The sequence below is a fragment of the Waltera sp. genome (genome assembly GCF_046969025.1).
Lineage (GTDB): Bacteria > Bacillota > Clostridia > Lachnospirales > Lachnospiraceae > Acetatifactor > Acetatifactor acetigignens.
Genome location: NZ_JBKVQF010000009.1, coordinates 109,858 through 131,240 on the forward strand (window position 1 = coordinate 109,858; position 21,383 = coordinate 131,240).

At 47.8% G+C, this 21,383-nt stretch carries 20 protein-coding genes; all 20 read right to left on the minus strand.

Features of this window, described 5'->3' with window-relative positions:
• Positions 1–8: 8 nt before the first annotated feature.
• The gene (locus ACLTOH_RS06875) at positions 9–1,919 is read right to left on the minus strand and encodes an NAD(+) synthase (RefSeq protein WP_022312171.1); all 1,911 of its coding nucleotides are present in this window, start codon (positions 1,917–1,919) and stop codon (positions 9–11) included.
• A 25-nt stretch (positions 1,920–1,944) separates the two neighbouring features.
• Positions 1,945–2,814: an Hsp33 family molecular chaperone HslO gene (gene hslO / locus ACLTOH_RS06880; protein WP_412194868.1), complete on the minus strand. Its 870-nt coding sequence runs from the start codon at positions 2,812–2,814 to the stop codon at positions 1,945–1,947.
• 21 nt (positions 2,815–2,835) lie between these two features.
• Entirely contained in the window at positions 2,836–3,645 is an 810-nt protein-coding gene (locus ACLTOH_RS06885; protein WP_118669223.1) for a class I SAM-dependent DNA methyltransferase, read from the minus strand.
• 22 nt (positions 3,646–3,667) lie between these two features.
• On the minus strand, positions 3,668–4,144 hold the full coding sequence (locus ACLTOH_RS06890; RefSeq protein WP_022312168.1) for a COG2426 family protein: 477 nt from the start codon (positions 4,142–4,144) through the stop codon (positions 3,668–3,670).
• Positions 4,145–4,173: 29 nt separating this feature from the next.
• On the minus strand, positions 4,174–5,235 hold the full coding sequence (gene hisC, locus ACLTOH_RS06895) for a histidinol-phosphate transaminase (RefSeq protein ID WP_412223720.1): 1,062 nt from the start codon (positions 5,233–5,235) through the stop codon (positions 4,174–4,176).
• 90 nt (positions 5,236–5,325) lie between these two features.
• Positions 5,326–6,354, minus strand: a complete 1,029-nt coding sequence (locus ACLTOH_RS06900; RefSeq protein WP_262593980.1) for a glycosyltransferase family 2 protein — start codon at positions 6,352–6,354, stop codon at positions 5,326–5,328.
• 42 nt (positions 6,355–6,396) lie between these two features.
• Complete coding sequence (locus ACLTOH_RS06905; RefSeq protein ID WP_412223722.1) at positions 6,397–7,119, minus strand: amino acid ABC transporter ATP-binding protein; 723 nt, start codon at positions 7,117–7,119, stop codon at positions 6,397–6,399.
• On the minus strand, positions 7,106–7,795 hold the full coding sequence (locus tag ACLTOH_RS06910; protein WP_022153726.1) for an amino acid ABC transporter permease: 690 nt from the start codon (positions 7,793–7,795) through the stop codon (positions 7,106–7,108). The genes ACLTOH_RS06905 and ACLTOH_RS06910 overlap by 14 nt, the downstream gene beginning before the upstream one ends.
• 137 nt (positions 7,796–7,932) lie before the next feature.
• Positions 7,933–8,778: a basic amino acid ABC transporter substrate-binding protein gene (locus tag ACLTOH_RS06915; RefSeq protein WP_412223723.1), complete on the minus strand. Its 846-nt coding sequence runs from the start codon at positions 8,776–8,778 to the stop codon at positions 7,933–7,935.
• Between the two features lie 88 nt (positions 8,779–8,866).
• A complete protein-coding gene (locus ACLTOH_RS06920; protein WP_337545491.1) occupies positions 8,867–9,613 on the minus strand; it encodes a hypothetical protein in 747 nt (248 codons plus the stop codon).
• Positions 9,614–9,619: 6 nt separating this feature from the next.
• Positions 9,620–13,930, minus strand: coding sequence for an InlB B-repeat-containing protein (locus ACLTOH_RS06925; protein WP_337545493.1), 4,311 nt, complete (start codon positions 13,928–13,930; stop codon positions 9,620–9,622).
• A 2-nt stretch (positions 13,931–13,932) separates the two neighbouring features.
• A complete protein-coding gene (locus ACLTOH_RS06930) occupies positions 13,933–14,622 on the minus strand; it encodes an sAF domain (protein ID WP_022312162.1) in 690 nt (229 codons plus the stop codon).
• A complete protein-coding gene (locus ACLTOH_RS06935) occupies positions 14,585–15,241 on the minus strand; it encodes a hypothetical protein (RefSeq protein ID WP_022312161.1) in 657 nt (218 codons plus the stop codon). Before ACLTOH_RS06935 ends, ACLTOH_RS06930 begins: the two co-directional genes overlap by 38 nt.
• Positions 15,201–15,566 (minus strand): hypothetical protein, encoded by a 366-nt coding sequence (locus tag ACLTOH_RS06940; protein WP_337545495.1) that lies wholly within the window; start codon positions 15,564–15,566, stop codon positions 15,201–15,203. The genes ACLTOH_RS06935 and ACLTOH_RS06940 overlap by 41 nt, the downstream gene beginning before the upstream one ends.
• 13 nt (positions 15,567–15,579) lie before the next feature.
• Positions 15,580–15,786, minus strand: coding sequence for a hypothetical protein (locus tag ACLTOH_RS06945; RefSeq protein ID WP_337545496.1), 207 nt, complete (start codon positions 15,784–15,786; stop codon positions 15,580–15,582).
• A 35-nt stretch (positions 15,787–15,821) separates the two neighbouring features.
• Positions 15,822–16,646, minus strand: coding sequence for a type II secretion system F family protein (locus ACLTOH_RS06950; protein ID WP_022312158.1), 825 nt, complete (start codon positions 16,644–16,646; stop codon positions 15,822–15,824).
• Positions 16,647–16,663: 17 nt separating this feature from the next.
• A complete protein-coding gene (locus ACLTOH_RS06955; RefSeq protein WP_022312157.1) occupies positions 16,664–17,602 on the minus strand; it encodes a type II secretion system F family protein in 939 nt (312 codons plus the stop codon).
• Between the two features lie 23 nt (positions 17,603–17,625).
• Positions 17,626–18,777, minus strand: a complete 1,152-nt coding sequence (locus tag ACLTOH_RS06960) for an ATPase, T2SS/T4P/T4SS family (RefSeq protein ID WP_022312156.1) — start codon at positions 18,775–18,777, stop codon at positions 17,626–17,628.
• Between the two features lie 274 nt (positions 18,778–19,051).
• A complete protein-coding gene (locus tag ACLTOH_RS06965; protein WP_412223726.1) occupies positions 19,052–20,455 on the minus strand; it encodes a putative bifunctional diguanylate cyclase/phosphodiesterase in 1,404 nt (467 codons plus the stop codon).
• 291 nt (positions 20,456–20,746) lie between these two features.
• Positions 20,747–21,349: a hypothetical protein gene (locus tag ACLTOH_RS06970; protein ID WP_412223728.1), complete on the minus strand. Its 603-nt coding sequence runs from the start codon at positions 21,347–21,349 to the stop codon at positions 20,747–20,749.
• Positions 21,350–21,383: the final 34 nt, after the last annotated feature.

Sequence of the window (21,383 nt, forward strand, 5' to 3'; positions counted from 1 at the left end):
CAATATTTTTATATTTCTTCCAATTGATCCAGCCAGATCCTGGCACAGGCATCGGACGGCATCCGCAGATCACCTCTGGGTGACAATGCCACACTTCCCACTTTCGGTCCGTCCGGCAGGCAGGAACGCTTAAACTGCTGTGTGAAAAATCTCCGGTAAAAATTCTTCAGCCACTTGCGGATCGTCGGATCGTCATATTTTCCTTCAAAGGTCTCTCTCGCGATCCGGTAGACCTTGTCCGGTGCATAACCACACCGCAGCATATAATACAGGAAAAAGTCATGCAGTTCGTAAGGACCTACCAGATCTTCCGTCTTCTGTGCAATGTTCCCCTCCACCGGTGGAAGCAGTTCCGGGCTCACCGGCGTATCCAGCACGTCCTTTAGGACTGCGGTAAGCTCTGCATTATTACAGGTATCGGCATAATAGGCCACCAGATGTCTCACCAGTGTTTTGGGCACTCCGGCATTGACGCCATACATGGACATATGATCTCCGTTATAGGTAGCCCACCCTAAGGCCAGTTCCGACATATCTCCCGTGCCGATGACCAGAGCATTTTCCTTGTTGGCAATATCCATGAGCACCTGGGTACGCTCTCTGGCCTGTCCGTTCTCATAGGTGACATCATGGCACTCCATATCCTGACCGATATCCGTAAAATGTCTGGTGACCGATTCCCGGATATCCACCTCCCGCAATGTAGTTCCCAGCGTCTTCGCCAGCAGACAGGCATTCTCATAAGTCCGGTCTGTTGTTCCGAAACAGGGCATGGTCACTGCAATGATCCCCGACCTCGGAAGTCCCAACAGATCAAAAGTGCGCACTGTCACTAAAAGTGCCAGTGTGGAATCCAGTCCTCCTGAAATACCCAGGACCGCTGTCTTACATCCGATATGCTCATATCTCTTTTTCAGGCCGAAAGCCTGAATGGATAAAATATCTTCACATCTGCGGTTGCGTTCTACCATGTCCTCCGGTACAAACGGGTGTGCAGCGAACTTCCGGTCCAGTTTTGTCCCAGTCAGCTGCATGGAAAAAGGAACTGTAAGATAGGGCTTCATCGGTCTCTTTCCGAAGGTACCCATTCGCCTGCGCTCACTGCTTATTTTTAATACATCCAGATCTGTGTAAAGAATTCCCGTAGTAAAACGAGCGGACTGTACCAACAGTGTTCCGTTCTCTGCGATCAGATCATGTCCTCCGAATACCAGATCCTGCGTGGATTCCCCTTCTCCGGCAGAGGTATAGATATAACCGCACAGAAGTCTTGCACTGGAAGCTTTTATCAGAAGGGTACGATAATCATCCTTGGAAACCGTCTCATTTGAGGCCGACAGATTCGCAATGACTGTAGCTCCCATCAGTGCATGCGAGGTAGAAGGCGGCTCTGCCACCCACAGATCTTCGCAGAGCTCACATCCCAATATCAGCTCCGGAAGTTCCTCACACCGGAACAACAGGTTGGATCCGAAAGGAATCACCTGTTTTCCCAGACGATATTCCGTCACCGTTTCCTCTCCCGGTGTGAAATGCCTGCCTTCATAGAACTCCGCATACATAGGGATATTTTTCTTAGGAATCATTCCCAGTATCCTACCCCGGTACAATACCGCAGCCACATTGTACAGACGGCCGTCCTTGTCCACGGGAAGTCCCACCAGAAATAACGTTTCCAACTGTCCGGTCTCTTCTGCAATCGTAAGCAATGCTTCTTTTGCTTTTTCCAACAAAAGTTCTTGCAAAAAAAGATCGTTACAGGTGTATCCGGTAATACATAATTCCGGAAACACTACGATCTTTGCTCCATGCTCCGCCGCTTCTTTTGCCTGTTCACAGATTACCTGCGCATTATAGACCGGATCCGCCACCCGGATCCTGGGTGTGGCGGATGCTACCTTGACAAATCCCTGTTTCATAAGCTTCCTCGCTTTACTGTATACATTACTGGATCATCTGTTTCAATTCATCCACGGTAAAATTATAGTTTTTATTACAGAAGTGGCAGTTCACTTCGATGGTCTCTCCATCATCGATCATGGACTGCAATTCTTCCCTGCCAATGCTGATCAGTGCTTTTCTCACTCTGTCCTTGCTGCAATTGCAGGCAAATTCCACAGGAAGTGTATCGGTGATCTCCAGATCCATTCCGGAAAGCAGTACTTCCAGCATTCCCTCCGGAGTCTTGCCGGCATCCAGCATAGTAGTAACGGAAGAGAGATTCTTGATATTCTCTTCCAGTTTGCTGATCATTTCCTCTTCCGCAAAGGGCATCAGCTGTACAATGAAGCCGCCTGCCTGTCTCACGGTATTGTCTCTGTTCATCAATACCCCAAGTCCTACCACGGAAGGTACCTGTTCGGATACCGCAAAATAATAGGTCAGATCCTCTGCAATCTCGCCGGTCTGCAGCTCTATCTGTCCCACATAGGGATCCTTCAGTCCCATATCGCGGATCACGCTTAAAACACCTGCACCTACGGCACCGCCCACATCCAGTTTCCCCTGGGCATTGGCTGGCAGGATCACATCGGGCACATTGGCATAGCCCTTTACGTGACCGTTCATATCTGCTGTAACTGTCAGTCCGCCAATCGGACCATCTCCTTTGATCTGCAGTGTGATCAGTTCATCATCGCCCTTTAACATGCTTCCCATCATGGCCCCTGCGCTGAGTAATCTCCCCAGTGCCGCCGTTACCACAGGGCTGGTATTGTGAGATACTCTTGCGGTCTCCACCGTCTCTCTTGTCGTGCAGGCGAACGCTCGGATCTGCGCATTTGCCGCGGTTGCACGTACCATATAATCCTTCATTTATTCCACGTACCTTTCTGTCTACAGCTCTTTCTGCTGCTCTTTTGCTACGATATATACTCTTTCACTGGTCTCCGTTACCGCCTCACCGGTATCGGAATCCATGATCTCCAGAATCTTCAGTCCGGCCTGTTCCACCAGTGTCCTCATCTGTCCTACGGTATAACCCCTCTGCAAATGGGTCTCGGTAAATCTGTGGAAGGTATCACCCTCTTCCTGGACGAAGATTGTCAGATCATACTCGTTGATCTCTTCTTCCGGATCATAATAATTTTCCCAGATAAAACTGCAATCCTCCCGGTTCTCCGCAATCGTCGTATTGCCGATGACTTCCCGGTATTTATAATCTGTATTAAAATCAAAGATAAAAATGCCACCGGGGTAGAGATAATTGTTCACCAGCCGGAATACCTGCAAAAGTTCCTCTTCTTCCAAAATATAATTGACGGAATCACAGACGCTGATCACCGTACCAACAGTAGAATACAGATCCAGTTCCCGCATATCCTGATGCAGATAGAGGATCTCCGAACCGCTCTCCACCTTTTTCTCCATGGCAATGCCCAGCATCTCTTCAGAATTGTCCACGCCGATGCAATCATACCCTTTTTGGTATAACAGTTCTGTCAAAGTGCCGGTGCCGCAGCCCAGATCCACCACCAGATTCCGCTCGGAATCCAGAATTCCTTCCGCATCCCGCGTAGGTCTGGATACACCATAGGACGCAATCAGCTGATCCAGACGATTGCACCACATTTCATAGGGTGTATTATCCATCAGTTCGTCATATACTCTTGCAAAGTCTGTATAGATTTCTTCCGTATTCTCCATAATTGCAGCATCTCCAGTTTTTTTAGAAAATAGTCCCCAATGCGCCGAATACTCCCATGCTGAGCAATCCCATGATCACGCCTGCCAGAACCACACCGCACATTACTGCAATGACACTGGACTTGAAATCCATGTCTAACAAACTTGCTGCCAGTGTTCCGGTCCACGCACCGGTTCCGGGAAGGGGAATACCCACGAACAACAACAGCGCCACGAACAGGCCTCTGCCCGCTTTTTCCTGCAGCTTTTGTCCGCCTTTATGTCCTTTTTCCAGGCAGAAGGTAAAGAACTTGCCGATGACCGGCTTGTCCGCACCCCATTCCAGTACTTTTCTTGCAAAAAAGAAGATAATAGGTACCGGCAGCATATTTCCCAGAATACAGATAATATAGCTGGGAAGCAAAGGAAGATTCATTCCAACCGCAATAGGGACAGCACCTCTCAGCTCGATCAGAGGAACCATAGATACCAGGAAAATCATCAAATATTTTTTTAACATGTGTTTACTCCAATTCTTTTATTTTTTAATTATACCCGCTTTTCCAGATATTCTTTCAGAAAAGCGATCAGACGGTCCATTTCCTCATCCGTACCGACCGAGATACGCAGGGAGTTGGCAATTCTCGGTTTATTCCAGTGTCTGACATAGATGTCAGCCTCACGGAGAGCCCGGAACAGTTCTTCTGCGGGAACTTCCTTATGAGAAGCAAATATAAAGTTTGCTTTCGAATCCGGGAAAGTAAAGCCCAGGCTCGTCAGTTCCTTCTTGATCCGCTCTCTGGTAGCTGCGATCTTTGCCGTGGTGGCCTTGAAATAAGCATCATCCTTTACCGCTTCCACGCCCATGACCTGGGAAGGCAGGTTCATGGTATAGGAGTTAAAGGAGAATTTTACATCATTCAGATAGTGTATCAGCTTCTCATTACCGATACAGAAGCCGATACGCATTCCCGCCATGGCTCTGGATTTGGAAAAAGTCTGTACTACCAGAAGATTCTCATATTTTTTAAGCAAGGGCAGTGCACTTGTGCCACCGAAGTCCACATAAGCCTCATCCACGATCACTACCACGTCCGGATTGGCCTGTAAGATTTCTTCGATCATTGCCTGGGGCTCTTCCACACCGGTAGGTGCATTGGGATTCGGGAAGATCACACCGCCGTTGGGCTGTTTGTAATCTTCAGGGTTCATGTGCCAGTTCTCATCCAGCGCACAGGTATGATACGGAATGCGATACAGATCCGCCCATACATCATAGAAGGAATAAGTCACATCCGGGAACAGAACCGGCTTTCCGCTGTTGAAAAATGTCAGAAATGCCATGGATAATACATCATCGGATCCCACACCTACAAATACCTGTTCCGGTTTCACACCATAATATGCTGCCAACTCGTCCACCAGGGGCTGCGCATTTGAATTCGGATATAAGCGCAGTGCCGCACTCTCCATGTTTTCTGCTGCCTTCCGCACTCCCGGGGCAGGAGGATAAGGACACTCATTCGTATTCAGCTTGATCATGTTCGGGCGGTTCGGCTGCTCTCCTGCCACATAAGGAACCACCTTACGTACGTTTTCTTCCCACTTCATGTTAATAACCATGCCTTTCTCAAAACCTGCAAGCTTTCAGAGACTTTCGTCCCTTGTGCAGGCACAAATTTGCGTGTGAAAAATTTATTTTCAGTTATCTGTTTGTTCATTCTGTCGATGTTTTAATTCTTCCGCATAGCTCCGGGCCTGTGCAGGAAGTCCCAGCTGCTCATAACAACGGATCAATCCCTGTAAAGGTTCTTCTTCCGAACTCCGCAGCGCCAGTACCGGCTGTGTTTCATAAGCTGCATTATAATACCAGACAGCCGCTTCCTCAAAGTCTCCCGTCTCTTCATAGAAATACCCCAGTTCACAGCAGATTTCCGAACAGCCGTCCCCTGCAATCACCTTGGAAGTATACTTGAAAAATGTCACGGCAGCTCCCCGCAGTCTGGCGGCTCTGGCCACCACACAACAGCCTTCCGTAATCTCATCCGCACTTCTGTCCGGGGATGAAACTTCTGCCCGGAAATAATCTTCCGCTTCCAGAAAATTCCTTGCCTCTCCCGCCAGGAACAGTTCTCTCGCATACATTCCGTACAATCTTCTGGAAAGTCGTCTTCCCTGCGCGATCTGTTTGCGGAAATTTGCCAGATCTCTGCCCGCATGGTTCTGTTCCGGCATGTGGGTGATAACAATATCGCTGTCATAGACTACCGGTTCCAGCCGTACGGTTTCATGGATTGGTTCTTCCCACACAAAGTTTCGCAGTCTGCGGAATAATTTTGGACGATATTCTTCATCAAAATTATACACTGTGCCGTTCTGTAGCTGATTGCCGTATTTCATCTGGACGATCTCGATCTCCGGAAGCAGTGTCTCCTTTAACAGTCGGAACCTTCTCCGGTTCTCTTCCGAAAGCACCTCATCCGCATCTGCGGAGTAAATATATTCCTTCGTAGCTTTGGAAAATGCAAAATTTCTCGCCGCACTGAAATCATCGTTCCATGTGAAATCATATATTTTATCGGTGTATCCGGCTGCAATCCACTTTGTGGCATCCGTGGATCCTGTATCCACAATAATGATCTCATCCACCAGATCCCTGACACTGTCCAGACACCTTTTCAGGATCCGCTCTTCATTTTTTACAATCATGCACAAAGATATTGTGATCATTCCGGATCTCCGTTCCCGCATTTTTTGCATGCGATGCTGTTCCTACAGCACTTTGGATAAGAATTCCTGTAATCTTGGGCTCTTAGGATTGGTGAAGAACTCCTGGGGAGTATTCTCCTCCACGATATTACCACCGTCCATGAAAAGCACTTTCGTACCCACTTCTCTGGCAAATCCCATCTCATGTGTCACGACCACCATGGTCATACCACTCTCTGCCAGTTCTTTCATAACTTCAAGTACCTCTCCCACCATTTCGGGATCCAGTGCGGAAGTAGGCTCATCAAACAGCATTACTCTGGGATTCATTGCCAGAGATCTGACAATTGCAATTCTCTGCTTCTGACCGCCGCTTAAAGATGCCGGATAGGCATCTGCCTTTTCCTCCAGTCCAACTCTCTTTAACAGCTTCAAGGCATTTTCTTTTGCCTCTTCCTCGCTCATCAGTTTCAGTTTCACAGGAGCAAGGGTTATATTGTTCATGATCGTCAGATTGTTGAACAGGTTAAAATGCTGAAACACCATGCCCATATGCTGACGAACTTTGTTAATGTCAATCCTGGGATCCGTGATGTTCTGTCCATCGAACCAGATTTCACCGCTGGTGGGTCTCTCCAAAAGGTTCAGGCAGCGTAAAAATGTACTCTTACCGGAGCCGGAAGGACCTACCACCACGATCTTCTCACCGGGGTGAATATGATAATTTACCCCTTTTAATACCTGATTATCTTCAAAGCTTTTATGCAGATCTTTAACGATTATCACTCTTACGCAGTCTCCTTTCCAGTTTTGCAAGCAGAATGGACAATACCTTGGTCAGTACAAAATAGATGAAGGCAATACCAAGCAGCGGTGTAAATACATCAAACAGCTTGGAGGTCATCTGGTTGGCCACACGGGTAAGGTCACTCATTCCTACGTAACCTACAATAGAGGTCTCCTTGATCAGCACGATAAATTCATTGCCCAGAGGCGGCAGAATGCTCTTGAATGCCTGAGGAATGATAATATATCGCATCGTCTGGAATTTGTTCAGTCCCAGTGATCTGCCCGCTTCCATTTGTCCCTTGTCCACAGCCAGGATACCGGCTCTGACGATCTCCGCTACATAAGCACCGGAATTGATACCGAATGTCAGACTGGCGATCAACACGCTGTTCTTACAGGTAGCCAGAATGCCGGACCACATGATCAACAGCTGTACCGTAGTAGGAGTTCCGCGGATAATATCAATATAAGCGCTTGCAATCCGGGACGCTATGGTCTTCGATCCGTTCTTTCTCGTGGATAATTTCAAAAATGCCGCTATGGTTCCGATCAGGATACCAAGCAGTGCCGCAAAAAAAGAAACCTCTAAGGTTACTCCCAGTCCTTTCAGATAAAGCTTCCATCTGTCCGCTTCAATGAAGGCTGCATAAATATGTTGCCAGATATTTTGCATGTTATTTCCTATGCCTTTCTTGTGAAAATATAAGTGTACGATTGGTCAAACTGTATATGTTGCCTACCTTAATATAGCAAAAAGAAGAGAATGGCACAAGCCATTCTCTTCTTTTTCATGTATATTTTGTATAAAAATTATTCACCGATGTACTCAGCTACCAGTGCATCAAAAGTACCGTCAGCCTTCAGATCAGCCAGTGCCTGATTTACCTGCTCTACCAACTCGCTTCCCTTAGGCAGTGCGATAGCGTATTCCTCAGCTTCGAAGCCGAAATCAGCACCGTCGATGATCTTAACCTTACCCTCGAATTTGGTATTAAATACTTCTGCAGGGTTCTTATCAATGATAACAGCGTCTACTCTGCCGTTTACCAGATCATTTACAGCATCTACAGCTCTGTTGTAAGTCTGTGCGGTAGCACCTTCGATATCCTCTGCCAGGAACATACCGGTGGTACCCAGCTGACAGCCGATGGTCTTGTTCTTCAGATCATCTGCAGCTGCGATCTTGGAATCTGCCGGTACGATCACAAACTGTACAGCTTCATAATACGCATCGGAGAAATCTACCTGCTCCTTACGATCATCAGTAACGGTCATTCCTGCGATAGCACCGTCGATTCTGTTGCCAATGGAACTAACCAGAGAGTCAAACTCCATATTCTCTACCTGTACTTCCATACCCAGTTTCTCGCCTACAGCCTTGATCAGAGCTACATCGAACCCGTCGGGTTCTCCGTCATCTCCTACATACTCAAAGGGAGGGAATTCTGCGTTGGTACCGAATACCAGTACGCCACCCTCGGTCTTATCAGCGGCCTCAGTAGTAGCTGCTACTTCTGTAGTGGTTGCTGCAGCAGTCTCTGCCACACTGCTCCCGGAAGCCTGAGAGCTCTCGTTTGCTGCGGAATCAGAACCACAGCCGGTCAACATTGCTGTACACATTACAGTTGCAAGTAACATTGCGATTGCTTTTTTCATAATATTATCCTCCTGTCTGTTTTCTACGGACGACAGCCGTCCTTAAACGTTGATTACTATAGCACCTTTTTGAAAATTGTGCAACTGTTTATGCATAAATATGCGTAGCTCCACTCTGCAAATACAACATTACCGGGATCTGCACCCAGAAGGTTACCACTATATATGGAATAAACGGCTTCGGTACACGAAGTTTTCCATCCGGTGTCACATTTCTTCTGCAAAACTGTACTGCAGCCAGCAATGTCAACGCCGATAACATATGGATCAGAAACCACAACAGATTCCCCTGCCAGGCGCAGCCTGCCAACGCACATACAGAAAATGCATGACAGTCAGCTCTTCCGTACATTTGGGCAAACAATATCTGCTGCAGGAGTACAAACAATGCCATTGCTGCCGCCTGCTGTATGCTAAACCTGTCAGTAATCCTGCACACTCCATCCTCCATATAAGCTTCCGACACCGGAAGCCCCAGCAGTATTCCTGTCCATGGCAGGCACCACCACCATACATAATTATACACATAACTGTGTACAGCATCCATGCAGGCCGCCGCTAACAAACCTCCCGCCAGCAGGGAGCACAGGATCCCCTGTGCCCCCAGGATCACCAGTCTGTTTTCTTCCGGAAGTCTTCCATCCATTCCCCCTATAACAAGAATCACAACTGCATTGATCCAGGCCAGTCCCCCGAGAAGCCACGCTTTTCCGGGTTCCATCCTCTCGATGTCTCCCGATAGTTCCACACGCAGCAGCCAGATTGCACTACCATAGATAAGGCCTCCCAGAACCACCGACCACAGTATCCGGAACACGATTTCCAAGGCTCTCATACCTCCTTACCGTAACCGGGTACGCAGTTCATCCAACACATTTCCCGACACTCCGATCACGCTGATCGTCGGATGATCTTCCAGCCTCTTGTCACCTTTATAGGCCCGCACTGTGATTTCCTGTGTCTGGTTCTCCGGAGTATATAAAGGCACCATAAATTCCAGTTCTTCCGTCTTACGATACCCCTGACTTTCGGTATAATCATAGACTTTATTCAATGTCGGATCCAGTGCTGTCATACATTCCGGGAAAATGACTTCCACCCGGTCCGCATATCCCCATGTGGTAAAGGTAAGAATTCCGCTTTCGCCGCATTTGAAGACCGGCTCCTGCGGCTCCAAAATACGTTTCACACTGCTTTCCAGTGCAAATTCCGTCGTACCGTAACAGATACGGCTCTCATTCCCCACATGATCCGAAGCATATCCCAGTACCGTAAAATCCCCGCTGAACAGCGGTTCGTCCTCTGTGATTGTAATCACGATACAGCCATCTTCTCCGGGAAGGTAGGTCTTAGAAACAGCATTGTCCGTATTACTGATAACAATTGTAAAATGATCCACACCACTTAGAGCATCTGTGGCAGTAACACGTATGGTAACAGCTCCGTCTCTGCGATCGATCAGTGCCCGGTTCTCCAGTATTTCCATCCCCCGGATGACCGGAGCTTCTCCGTCAGCGATCAGAGCGATCCCGTTTTTCTGATCCTGCGTAGATACAGAATATATTTTATCTGTTCCGTGATCCGCTTCCGCTACCGGAATCACCCGAATCGTTTGTCCGTTCCGGTCTCCACTTATGACAAATTGCTGTACTCCGGTAAGTTCCTGATTCCGGTGTGACCGCAAAGTATAGGAATAGGAATGTTGCTGCAGCACATTGGTCCCCTCAGTCGCATAAGACAGTCCCTCCGCATCTGTCCGGATCACATCATCCGTTATCTCCGCAGACGGTGTGACAATGATATTTCTCGCCCTGCCACCGTCCTCCGTCACCGTTTCATATATTGTCCCATTCAGTTGATAGTCCGGTCTGGCTGTACCTTCCATATAAGATGCATTCGTTAACGTGAACGGTGTCTTTCCGTCCGCCCGGACATACCAGGTTTTGTCCGCTGCCGCCGGATATACATTGCCCTCTGCCTCGTTTATCTTAAGCTGTTTTGTATGAAGCTTCCACAGAATCTGTTTTCCATCCACACAAATATGTGTGGTCTCGCTTACATTTCCCGCCACATCCACAGCGGCAACATGCAGATACTGCACCCCATCCTTTACCTCCAGTTCCATATGGGGTTCTTTACAATAACCGGCATCGTCCGTTACGACGGTATCCCTGTTTTGATCCACAAGATAATAATATCCCCTGATACCGCTAAGCAATGTGTTTTTTGTGATATTGGAGTCACATAGTTTGGAAGTACTGCCCGTCAGATAAGATTCCGCTCTATGATAATATACCGTCCCGTAATCCTCCGGCTCTGTCCACGAGATTCTTATTCTTTCTCTGTCCAGTGCTTCTCTTACGACGTTCTCCGGAATTTTCCCGGGAGCCGCAAGATCAGTTGCCCTGACTCCCTTCAGCTGTAAAGTCTCCTGGTAACCTATTGCTTTTGACTGCAGACACAACAGCCCGTCTCCACTCCGTACTCCACTTTCACTTTCATATAGCAGTGCACATTCCGGATTTACATAACTGCTTCCGCCATATGCCGGCTTCGAGAATAGGACCTGGCCTTCCGTATAACCGCATACAAGAGTTCTCCCACCACTGAAACTAAGTGAGCTGATTCCCGCGGTAAACCAGACATTTCCTCTTAAATGAAAATTCAGATGCACGTAGATATGTGTCGTTCCTTCCGGTAATGAGATATGCAGGGACTGCCGGAAATCACTGGCTGCCGGGTCTCCGCCGCCATGTTTATCATAAAAAGGATAATCCCGAAATTTTCCCTGTGCAATTTTTGTTCCTTTTTGATCCAGGATTACAAATTCCGACGGCTGCTTCTCATCCGGCAGCCAGTCGGTATTCACAATATTTCCACCCAGAGATCCCCATCCATCGCAAAAATACGAAAGATTCAATGTCGTATTGCCATTGGTGGGAATCCCCCGATAACCGGAAACATTCCACATCTGTTCCTTAGGATAATTCCCGTTTCTGGCCCATCCGACCCGGACTATGGCACGGCTCCACTCATCATCGTCCGTACTTGTGGTATGTCCGTTATACTGATAAGAATTTGTGCCTGAGGAATCAAAGCAATTCGATCCCCACATAAAATATTCCCAATCTCCGAATGTTGGTGTATAAGAAGCATTTCTATAGCAGTCATTCGTATGGTGATGCACGATCTTCTCTCCGGCGGTTCCTCCATAATATCCGGCTCCGCCTCCGGCCATACCCGCTTCTCCTTCCTGCTGCCCGAGGACACTTTCCATGCTGCCACCCTTGCCGCCTGCACCGCCCGGTGATGCTCCACCGCCTCCTCCTGCGATCAGCAGGATTCCCTTCCGGTCGGATACCACGGATGTCATTCCTCCTCCGTTTCCATAATTTGAAGCTCTGCCGCCTTTGTTATACCCGTTTTGACCACCCACGGCATAAGTCAGTTGTTCCCCCCTCTGCAGCCAGAATGTTCCGGAGGCACTTCCCCCACATCCTCCCCGAAAGGAACCGTAGCCCTGTCCCTGCGCCCCCATCGCCTTTATGACGTAGAGTCCGGTATACGGCACGTTATATGTCCTCGTCTTTGCTTCATAAATACCGGTCAGTTCAACGGCCGCTCCGCTGTTGATATCCGTTGCACTATTAATCCGCATCCAGGCACCGTCTTCCAGTCTCTGATAAATAAGGTACGTTTTGTTGTTGTGATCCGTCTGCTCCCAGGACAGATCCACCGCTCCTTTTCCTTCGTTTTCCTTGTAGTTATCTTTCGCCAGCAGGGTAAGATCCACCCATTGCGCGTACAATGTCGTATTTTCGGACGGTATGATGCTGTCGCCCGCTCCTCCTGCCGGCCGTCGGAATTCCGAGTCATAATACCAGCCTCCAAAGGACCACCCGGGTCTGGTGGTCTCCGGTAATGTGACAGGTTCCGGCTGATAGACTGCCGTCAGCCTGTCCACATTACCGTCCGGAGCATCAAAGATATATTGCTTTCCATCCAGACTCCCCCGGAACGGATGCACCTTTTTCCATTCGACAAACCGATTTTTCCCTTGCACCGGAGTGATCTCCGATCCGCCATTAGCACGAAAACAGACTGTATACCCATCTGGTGCGCAGACCAGTTCTTCCTGCAACAGATATCTTTCAAGATATGGCTGCGTTACAGAAAATATCTCCCGGTCATCATACTTTCCTCCATTGGCATAAAGCACAAGGGTGCTTTCACTCCGCACCCATTGTGCATATAAATTGACTACACCATGATCGTTATCTGTCCAGGTTGTCCGGTCTCTCCAATCCGCCTGCCTGAGATTTTCGATTGCAGCTTTATCCGCATAAGTGGTTCCTGAACCATCTGGCTCTGTGTTCCAGCCCGCGAACAAATATCCGGTCCTGCTGTAATTGTTCTCTGTCAGGTGTGTCACCGGAGTGACCGTCTTGCCTTCGTAGACTATGGCATCGTTGTACATATGGATACTGTCATCCATATAACCGTTATAAGATGCACCTCCCGTATTGGCCTGATAACAGACCTTATACTGATTCCAGGAAATATTTTTACATTTATGTGCCGGCAGATCCACCCCCTGCTCCAGATTGTCGCAGAACGGACAGAGATAATAGTAGCTCATCGGTTTTCTTTCGTTGCCCAGATCCAGGTACTGTATCGAGGCCGCCGCTTCTCTGCTCATATAGATATTGTACTCTTCAATGGCTTCTCCACAATCCGCACAATAGGCTTTCCAGCCGGAATAATAATACTGCATGCATTTTTGTCTGCCAAAAGATACCCCGTGCCAGTTTTTTCCGGTATATCCATTATGAATACACTGTCCCGGCCGGTGGACCACTTTCCAATATCCCACAGGGATTTCTCCATACCGTTTCTCTGTATAAATATGTTCTCCCACTACCGGATCTCTCAGCGAAGAAGGAATCTGCGTATACACAGTGGTGCTGTCATCCCGGGCATACCACACATAATTCCGGTCTCCTGCGCAGGTTGTAAATGCACGTCCATCCGGACTGAAAGAAACATAAGGACTGTTGTAAATGGTCTTTTTCGCTGCCGCTTCCGACTGTATCGAAAACAGGAGCGCAATTCCCAGCACGAGTAATCCTGCCAGATATCTCCCATACCGCATTCTCATTCCTCCTGCCTATCCGTATCCTCTGCCTTGACCACACGCAAGGAGCCCTGTGCCAGTGCAGCATAAAAGTCCGCCACCCTTTCTTTTTCCATATAGATATTTACTCTCTGTGCCGGAGTTGTCCCATCATCACCGCCTATTGCAGCTCCATTCCGGTCAAACACCTGTTGGACAAACACATTTTCCCACAACAGTTTCCCGTTTTGTTCCTCTTCCTCCTGTTCCACACAATAAATATGGATCCTGTCTCCGGCACGCAGGACACCTCCCACTACCTGGTACAGATCTTCGGCGCGGAATCCGGCTATAACAGGTTCCCGCATCTGTTCTGTGATCTCCGACAGTTCCCGCAGCATGCCTGTAGTCAGTACCATCCCCTGTTCCACTCCATATGCCGCTATTCTTCCGCTTGCCGCCTCTGTGCTTTTCAGTGCAGTCTCCGGCACAATTCTTTTGTCGATTTCCATGACTGTAATATACTGCTCTGCATTTTCCGCGGAGATTTTTTCTCCCCTGGGAATTGCTGCCGTTACCACGCATACCTGTTCTTTTTCGTATTCCGTAAGCACTCTCTTTTCTGTCTGCAGCAAAAAAACAAATACTGCCATAGCCGCCACAAACGCTGCCAGGATACTTCCGTTCCAGATTCTATTCTTCCACGCCTGACTCATCTTCCGTTTTTTCATTCGTTTCCTCTCCCATATATTCACTGACCACATCTACCAGCTTACTTTTTTCAGCAGTTACTGTAATTCCCAGAAAACCTTCCACCGGATATGTGATCTCACTGTACACACCGGTATTCTCAATGGTCTGTCCCCCCGGAGTCCTCACTTCTCCCAGGGTTCCTTCCCATTCCAGGATCCTTCCGTCACCGTTTCGTTCCCACACCTGCACTTTTGTTCCCGTGACATTATAGATAATGTAATTTCGTATCTCTACCTTTCCGGAAATCAACTTGTGACTTACTGCTTCATAATTTTCATTTAACCCCAGATTTTCACGGACAGCAGAACAATATCCCGCATACGCCTGTTCCTGATCTGTGATATGTACCTTATGTGTGCTGCCATACTCCCGGATATCAATGACTGCCGATGCCAGATTGGACAGTGCCAATGCATCTTCCAGATACCGTGCGGATGCCTTGTACATTGCCAGTTGCAGCTGCATATACAACAAAATTGCCAGAAACAGTATCAGAAACAATCCCAGCACCCAGGAAACCTGTCCGCTTTCTGCTTTTTCTGTCTCCTGCCGGTTCTCAGTTTTTGGCAGTCGATACTCTCTTTTCCCGTATTTCATAATGTCCGCCCAGCTTTCCATGAATCTGCAGGATAATGCGTTCCCCATATCCTGCAGGTTCCAAAGTACTTCCCTCATAATCGATCTCTGTCAGTCCTGCCGTCTCCAGTTCTGCCGTGAGGTGTGCCTGCTCCGCCGGTTCCAGGTATCCTACCGTTTCCATTTTCAGCAGATAGGCCCTCGCCAGCTGTCCTACATTCTCTTTTGCCTGGAGTAGCTGCACATTCTGCAGGTAGTTCAGCATCACTACCGTCAGTGCCAGCACACACATGCACATCGTCATCAGCTCTCCTATGTTCCCTGGCTGTTTCCCTCGTTCCGTCATCTTCTCTCCTATCCTATACCCCTGTCAGGATATCTGCCGCTTTGGTCTGCATCGCTGTTACAATGGTCTGTATAAACGTTGTCAGACTGTCCTTCATGACCACGCACAATAACAGTGCAATAATACACAGACCTACAGTGACCAGGATCCCGTCGATCCCCTTCTCCTGCCGTAAGGCATGTTCTTTTACTTTTCCCCAGATTCTCTGTAAATTCTTCATGTTTTGTCCCTTTCTTGTTTTGTTTTATTGGTATTTCAGAATTGCACCACTGCCCGGAACATATATCCCACACAGGCATATAAAATGATTCCCAGTACCGCCCCCAGCATTCCCAGCTGATAAAAAGTAATACTACGGTCCAGAGCACTTTTTTGCTGTTGAAGCACCGTAAGTTCCATATCCTTCAACTGCTCTCCCATGTCCTTCAACAGATCTACCGCCTGCCCCGACTCTCCTGCCTGGATCAGGGTAATGCACAATGCATCGATCTGACGGTTGTCAAATTTCTGTTGGAAGTCAGACAAAGCCGTAACCAGATCCGACTGTATGACCAGATCTCCGGACAGTTCCATCAATGCCTGCTGTAATCTCTGCGTCCGTACGCTCTGGCAGCATTCCGTCAAGGCATCCGTTACATAGACTCCGGCACAGGTCTGTACCTCCAGTGCCTGATAGATCAGCTGCAGATCCGGCATCATCTTACGATTGTCCTGTCGGTTCAGGTACAGCAATAACAGTTCCGGCACATAATACAGTCCCATTGCCGCAAGCAGTGCATATCCCCAGCCGATAGTTCCCAGTGCCAGTACTGCTCCAAGAGAAAGAAACAGGCGCATCAGCAGGTATTTTACCGGTGTAATTTTCTTCCCATAGTGAAATTTTGCACCGTTTTTCCTTAATTTCTTTTCTGTTCCGGTAACCCAGTTTTCATACCTTCGGTTCTCCCGCAGCATTCCGGTGACTTCCTCGCAGGCATGCAACACTGTTTTCGGCATTGTTCCCATACCCAGCCGGAACACAAAAATCCCCCCCAGCACCGCTCCCAACAGTTCGGGAATCCAGATAACTCTCCAGCTCATTCTCCACACCTCCCTGACTAACGGCGAAAACCATACAGTTTCCGCAAAAACAGAAACAATATCAGTCCATAGATACCTGCTGCAAGATGCCCCGGTAAAGTCCCGGACACTATTTTCCAGACCGACACATCGATCAGCCGGTCCACCGTCAGCAGGGCGAATACCGACATTCCCAGAAGCAATGCCATATTGATACCTGCCTCTCGAAGCATCCCTTTGCGTTCCTCTTCCATGCGCAGATACTCCCTCGCGGAACGTCTGCTGCTGTCTACCAGTGTGGTCAGATCTGCCATGTAGCGGATGCTGATCTCCAGATTTCTGGCCAGTTCCTTTATCTTGGGATGTTCTATTCGTTCCGCCATGGACAAAAGTGCCAGCGAACTGTCTCCGGTCGTCTGTGCTTCATATGCGCATTCCTCCAGTGCTCCTTTTAACGGCTCCTCCACATAACGGCTCACCTGACCCAGAACCATGGTGATCTCTCCCGCTGTCAGACTGTAATTCCCCAGAAAATTCAGACATTTCAGCAGATTTTCATTGGTCACCCGCAATTCTTCTGCCCGCAGTGTGCTCAGGAACAGATATTCCATGGCTCCGCATATCATTATTCCCAATAAAGCTACCTGGAATTTCCCGCTGCTTCCAAGCAACACTCCAAAGATCACCGTCATTCCCAGAAGATTTCCTACGATCCATTTCTCCGGGGTGCACGCCGGAAATCTGCGCCGCATACCGCAATAACAGAGAAATTCTTCCACCCGGCAGATCCAGGTATTGTTACGCTGTAGTTCCTGCAGCTTGTGCCGGTTTTCCAATACCCGCAGTCTTGCCGACTGATCCATCCCTTTTTTCGTCCGGGACAGCAGGCGTTTTGCCGTCTCTACCCACCGTATCCTTCCAAACAGAAGCAGAAAACCCGTAAATATTAAACAAAAGATCCATACGTATATGATCATAAGTCTCTCCTCTCATGTAATGGTCAAAACAATCTCTCATACTCCAGATTCTCTTTCTCCGCATTCCACCCCAGACAGGCGAAGATCTCCTTCACCTGGTAATGTTCCATAAACACCAGGGTCTGAAAGCAGTCCATCATTTTCATTAATTCGTTGCGGGAATAACGACTGTCATACATTGCATAGTCCACGATCTTCTCCGGTGCCCTGTCCGCAGAGGGTGCATGTACCGTAGCCGCACAGATCTGTCCTGTATACGCTGCATTCAACAGATACAATGCTTCTCCTCCCTTCACCTCACCTATGATAAAAAAATCCACGTCCATCGTCAGTCCCGCTATGCTGATATGTTTTAAATCATAATTCACACTGCTTTCCGAGGTTCCCGGAAGCGAATGAAGGAACATCATATCCGGATGAAACAGTGTGGTCAGCTCATCCGCCTGCTGTGCCACCAGAATTGCCATATCATCCGGAAGCGTCTCCTTCAACGCATTTAACAGTGTGGTTTTACCGGAAGAATTTCCTCCGCAGATCAGGGTCGATCCCTGTCGGAACCTCTGCACCAGCAGTTCTGCCGTATTCCTGTCCAGCATCTCTTTCTCCACCAGTTCTGTCATCATGGGAAAACTCTTCGGCACCTTCCGGATACACAGATAAGGTTCGCTGTAGGTATTGACAATGGGCATGGATAGGGTAAAACGAAAGATAAAGTCCGGATGACTTTCTGTATCCGTAAACCGTTGGATCGCATTCAGGTTAGAAATATTCACCTGATTTCTGGTTGCCACATAATCAATAAACTGCCGGTACTCCTTCTCCGAAGCAAAGGCAATTCCGGCATCCATACGTTTTCCTTCTCTCTTGATCCGGATACAGTCATGACTCACCACCCGGATATCCGAAATGCTTTTGTCATCCATGAGCGGTGACAGTCTGGAATAACCGAAAATATATTGTTCAAATGATTTTAAAAGTCTTTTCCTTTTCGTTGCCGGGAAATGATAATATTGATCGATATGTTTTCCTGCCTCCTGCAGAAATTCCTCCTTGCCCAACACACCCTTTTTTACCTGGATCAAAAGCACCTGTTTCTGTGTGATAAAATCTTCTACCAGCCTCTGCAATTCTGCATCAGAGGCGGTTTCTTCCCTTTTGTTTTCTCTTTCCTCCATACATCCTCCTGTTGGTTTTTCTCAAAATAATCCATTTTGCACTAATTAATACATTATGTGATTCCTGGTCGAATATGACCTGATATTTAGAATTTTGACCTCGACTGACCTGTCGGGTAATATGCAGATTACTCCCTTCCGTGGCATCTGTCAACGCCTCCGGAACTATTTTCTCATTTTCGGAAGAATGGCCAAAGAAAAACCGCATTCTGTCAGGTTAATTTCAAAAAGCCCGTCAGAATGCGGTCTGCGCATTTGTCTATTTTGTCTTTGTCTATTTTGCCATATCCAGCTCCCGTTCCTGCTGCCAAAGCAGTTTGTCGAACTCCTCCACCGGCATCGGCCGGTAGAATAAAAAGCCCTGTACATCGGTACAATTACAGCCTAACAGGAACTCCTTCTGTTCTTCCGTCTCCACACCTTCAATGACGATATGTGCTCCCAGCTGCTGCAGCATGGCAATGGTATTGCGGATAATGATCTGACTCTTATCTTTCTCCAGATCCCGGATGAATTCCCGATCGATCTTAATCTCATCCAATGTCTGATTCTTTAACATGTTCATAGTAGAATATCCGGTACCGAAATCATCCATGGACACCAGGAACCCTCGCTCCCGCAGGCTTTCCATGCGGCGATACATACCAACCTCGTCCTCCAGGAATGCGCTCTCTGTCAGTTCCAGCGGAACATACTCCGGCAGAACATCATATTCCTCCCTGAGACGGAGCAGTGTCTCTATCAGTTTCTCATCATACGCATGCAATCGGGATACATTGATGGAAACGGGAATAAGTGTCCGGCCTTCCTTACGCAGCTTTCCAAGATAAGCAAACACTTTCTCCCAGATATATTCATCTACATTGATGATAAATCCGTTTTTCTCCAGTACGGGAATAAACTCTCCCGGTGGCACCAGCCCCTTTTCCGGATGCTTCCAGCGCACAAGCGCCTCGCCTCCGATCACTCTTCCGTCCCTCATATCGACCTTGGGCTGCACATACAGTTGTAGTTCTCCGTTCTCCAGTGCGGACACGATATCATTTTCCACCTGACGTTCTCGCATCTTCTGACTACGCATTTTTTCATCAAATACTGCATATGTCCGATATACTTTGCCTTTGATACTGTTCATAGCCATCGTGGCGCAATCTTTCAGATAGCTGATGGCAGGGGCTCTCTCCGGTGAGATTCCGATTCCAAAGGATGGTTGTACACGGTAAGCGAACGGAAAGTCAGTTATCTTTTTTCTGATCTCCCGCACAATAATTTCCAGTTCCTCTACTTCCTCATAGCTTGTACATAAACAAAAGATATCTGCTCTGATATGGCAGGCATAGCTATCCGGTCTGTTATTCTCATACCAGTCAAAGCAGGACGCAATAAATCTTAACAATCTGTCTCCTTCGTCTCTGCCGCAGAACTCATTCACAGCCTTAAACTGTACAATATCCATAATTATGACGCTGTATTTTTTATCCGGCTGCTGCTTGATCATTTCACCGCACAGATAGAAAAAAGAATTGATATTATGCAGATTTGTCAGCCCTGTTCTGTTATTTTCTACATTTTCTTCCGCCATTTTTCTAAGAGAATACAGATATAATTCTTCTTTTCCGGCATCTGTTTTCTGCGGCGAAGATTCAATGACTTCCTCTTTTGCTTTCTGATACGTCATAGGCACCCTCCTCAAAACATAAACCAGTCCCGATGAATGCTTTTATTATACTTCATTTTGGTGATTTTTTCTACTATATGCCGATTTTTATTGTTTTTTTTAGGAAAAATGATATAATATGGGTGTCTGTAAAGTTATTTCAGAGAGGAGCGTACTTTATGTTTTTACTTTTAGCCGGCGGACTTTTGATCATCCTTTTGGCAGTAGTGATCGCCGTAGTATCCTCCGTGGTATCCGCAGTTGCGGCAGCTACCGACGATGCAGAAGACTGACATTCCGGACTTCGGACTGTCAGTTTTCTTCTCCCCGTTCGATTCTCGCCGCCAGGTCTTCTAAGTACATCCAGCGTTCCATTTTTTCTTCCAGCTGCTGTTCCACAGCCTCTTTTTCCTGTGTTAATTCATTGAGTTTCACAAAATCACTGGCATATTTTGAAAAATCTGCTTCCAAAGTTGCAATTTTATCCTCTAATGCTGCCATTTCGCCTTCAATGGATTCATAGTCTTTCTGTTCCTGGTAAGTGAATTTTAATTTGCGTTTCTGTCCGTTTTTCCAGTTTTTAGAAGTAGTTTCCTCATCGGCGTTCTTCGGCTGGGATGCTGCCGCCGTTCCTGTGCTCTCTGTGTTCCCCTCCGCAGCTTTCCTATTGGCATAATCTGTGTAACCGCCCTCATACTGCACCATGCGGGTATCCTCCAGGGCGAAGATCCTGCGGACCACACGATCCAGAAAATACCGGTCATGGGACACGACGATGACGATGCCTGGGAACGTGTCCAGATAATCCTCCAGTACCTGCAGGGTGGCAATATCCAGATCGTTGGTAGGCTCATCGATAAAATGTAGCCCTACCTCTGCACCACTTGATTTTAGTGGGTTTAACGGAATACACAACTGTGTTTCCTGTTCACCCTCTATATTTTATATG

Excerpts from the sequence above, each read along its gene's own strand:
- ACLTOH_RS06875 (WP_022312171.1), bottom strand. The coding sequence starts at position 1,919 with ATGAAACAGGGATTTGTCAAGGTAGCATCCGCCACACCCAGGATCCGG.
- hslO (WP_412194868.1), bottom strand. The coding sequence starts at position 2,814 with ATGAAGGATTATATGGTACGTGCAACCGCGGCAAATGCGCAGATCCGA.
- ACLTOH_RS06885 (WP_118669223.1), bottom strand. The coding sequence starts at position 3,645 with ATGGAGAATACGGAAGAAATCTATACAGACTTTGCAAGAGTATATGAC.
- ACLTOH_RS06890 (WP_022312168.1), bottom strand. The coding sequence starts at position 4,144 with ATGTTAAAAAAATATTTGATGATTTTCCTGGTATCTATGGTTCCTCTG.
- hisC (WP_412223720.1), bottom strand. The coding sequence starts at position 5,235 with ATGAAGTGGGAAGAAAACGTACGTAAGGTGGTTCCTTATGTGGCAGGA.
- ACLTOH_RS06900 (WP_262593980.1), bottom strand. The coding sequence starts at position 6,354 with ATGATCACAATATCTTTGTGCATGATTGTAAAAAATGAAGAGCGGATC.
- ACLTOH_RS06910 (WP_022153726.1), bottom strand. The coding sequence starts at position 7,795 with ATGCAAAATATCTGGCAACATATTTATGCAGCCTTCATTGAAGCGGAC.
- ACLTOH_RS06915 (WP_412223723.1), bottom strand. The coding sequence starts at position 8,778 with ATGAAAAAAGCAATCGCAATGTTACTTGCAACTGTAATGTGTACAGCA.
- ACLTOH_RS06920 (WP_337545491.1), bottom strand. The coding sequence starts at position 9,613 with ATGAGAGCCTTGGAAATCGTGTTCCGGATACTGTGGTCGGTGGTTCTG.
- ACLTOH_RS06925 (WP_337545493.1), bottom strand. The coding sequence starts at position 13,930 with ATGCGGTATGGGAGATATCTGGCAGGATTACTCGTGCTGGGAATTGCG.
- ACLTOH_RS06930 (WP_022312162.1), bottom strand. The coding sequence starts at position 14,622 with ATGAAAAAACGGAAGATGAGTCAGGCGTGGAAGAATAGAATCTGGAAC.
- ACLTOH_RS06935 (WP_022312161.1), bottom strand. The coding sequence starts at position 15,241 with ATGAAATACGGGAAAAGAGAGTATCGACTGCCAAAAACTGAGAACCGG.
- ACLTOH_RS06940 (WP_337545495.1), bottom strand. The coding sequence starts at position 15,566 with ATGACGGAACGAGGGAAACAGCCAGGGAACATAGGAGAGCTGATGACG.
- ACLTOH_RS06945 (WP_337545496.1), bottom strand. The coding sequence starts at position 15,786 with ATGAAGAATTTACAGAGAATCTGGGGAAAAGTAAAAGAACATGCCTTA.
- ACLTOH_RS06950 (WP_022312158.1), bottom strand. The coding sequence starts at position 16,646 with ATGAGCTGGAGAGTTATCTGGATTCCCGAACTGTTGGGAGCGGTGCTG.
- ACLTOH_RS06955 (WP_022312157.1), bottom strand. The coding sequence starts at position 17,602 with ATGATCATATACGTATGGATCTTTTGTTTAATATTTACGGGTTTTCTG.
- ACLTOH_RS06960 (WP_022312156.1), bottom strand. The coding sequence starts at position 18,777 with ATGGAGGAAAGAGAAAACAAAAGGGAAGAAACCGCCTCTGATGCAGAA.
- ACLTOH_RS06965 (WP_412223726.1), bottom strand. The coding sequence starts at position 20,455 with ATGACGTATCAGAAAGCAAAAGAGGAAGTCATTGAATCTTCGCCGCAG.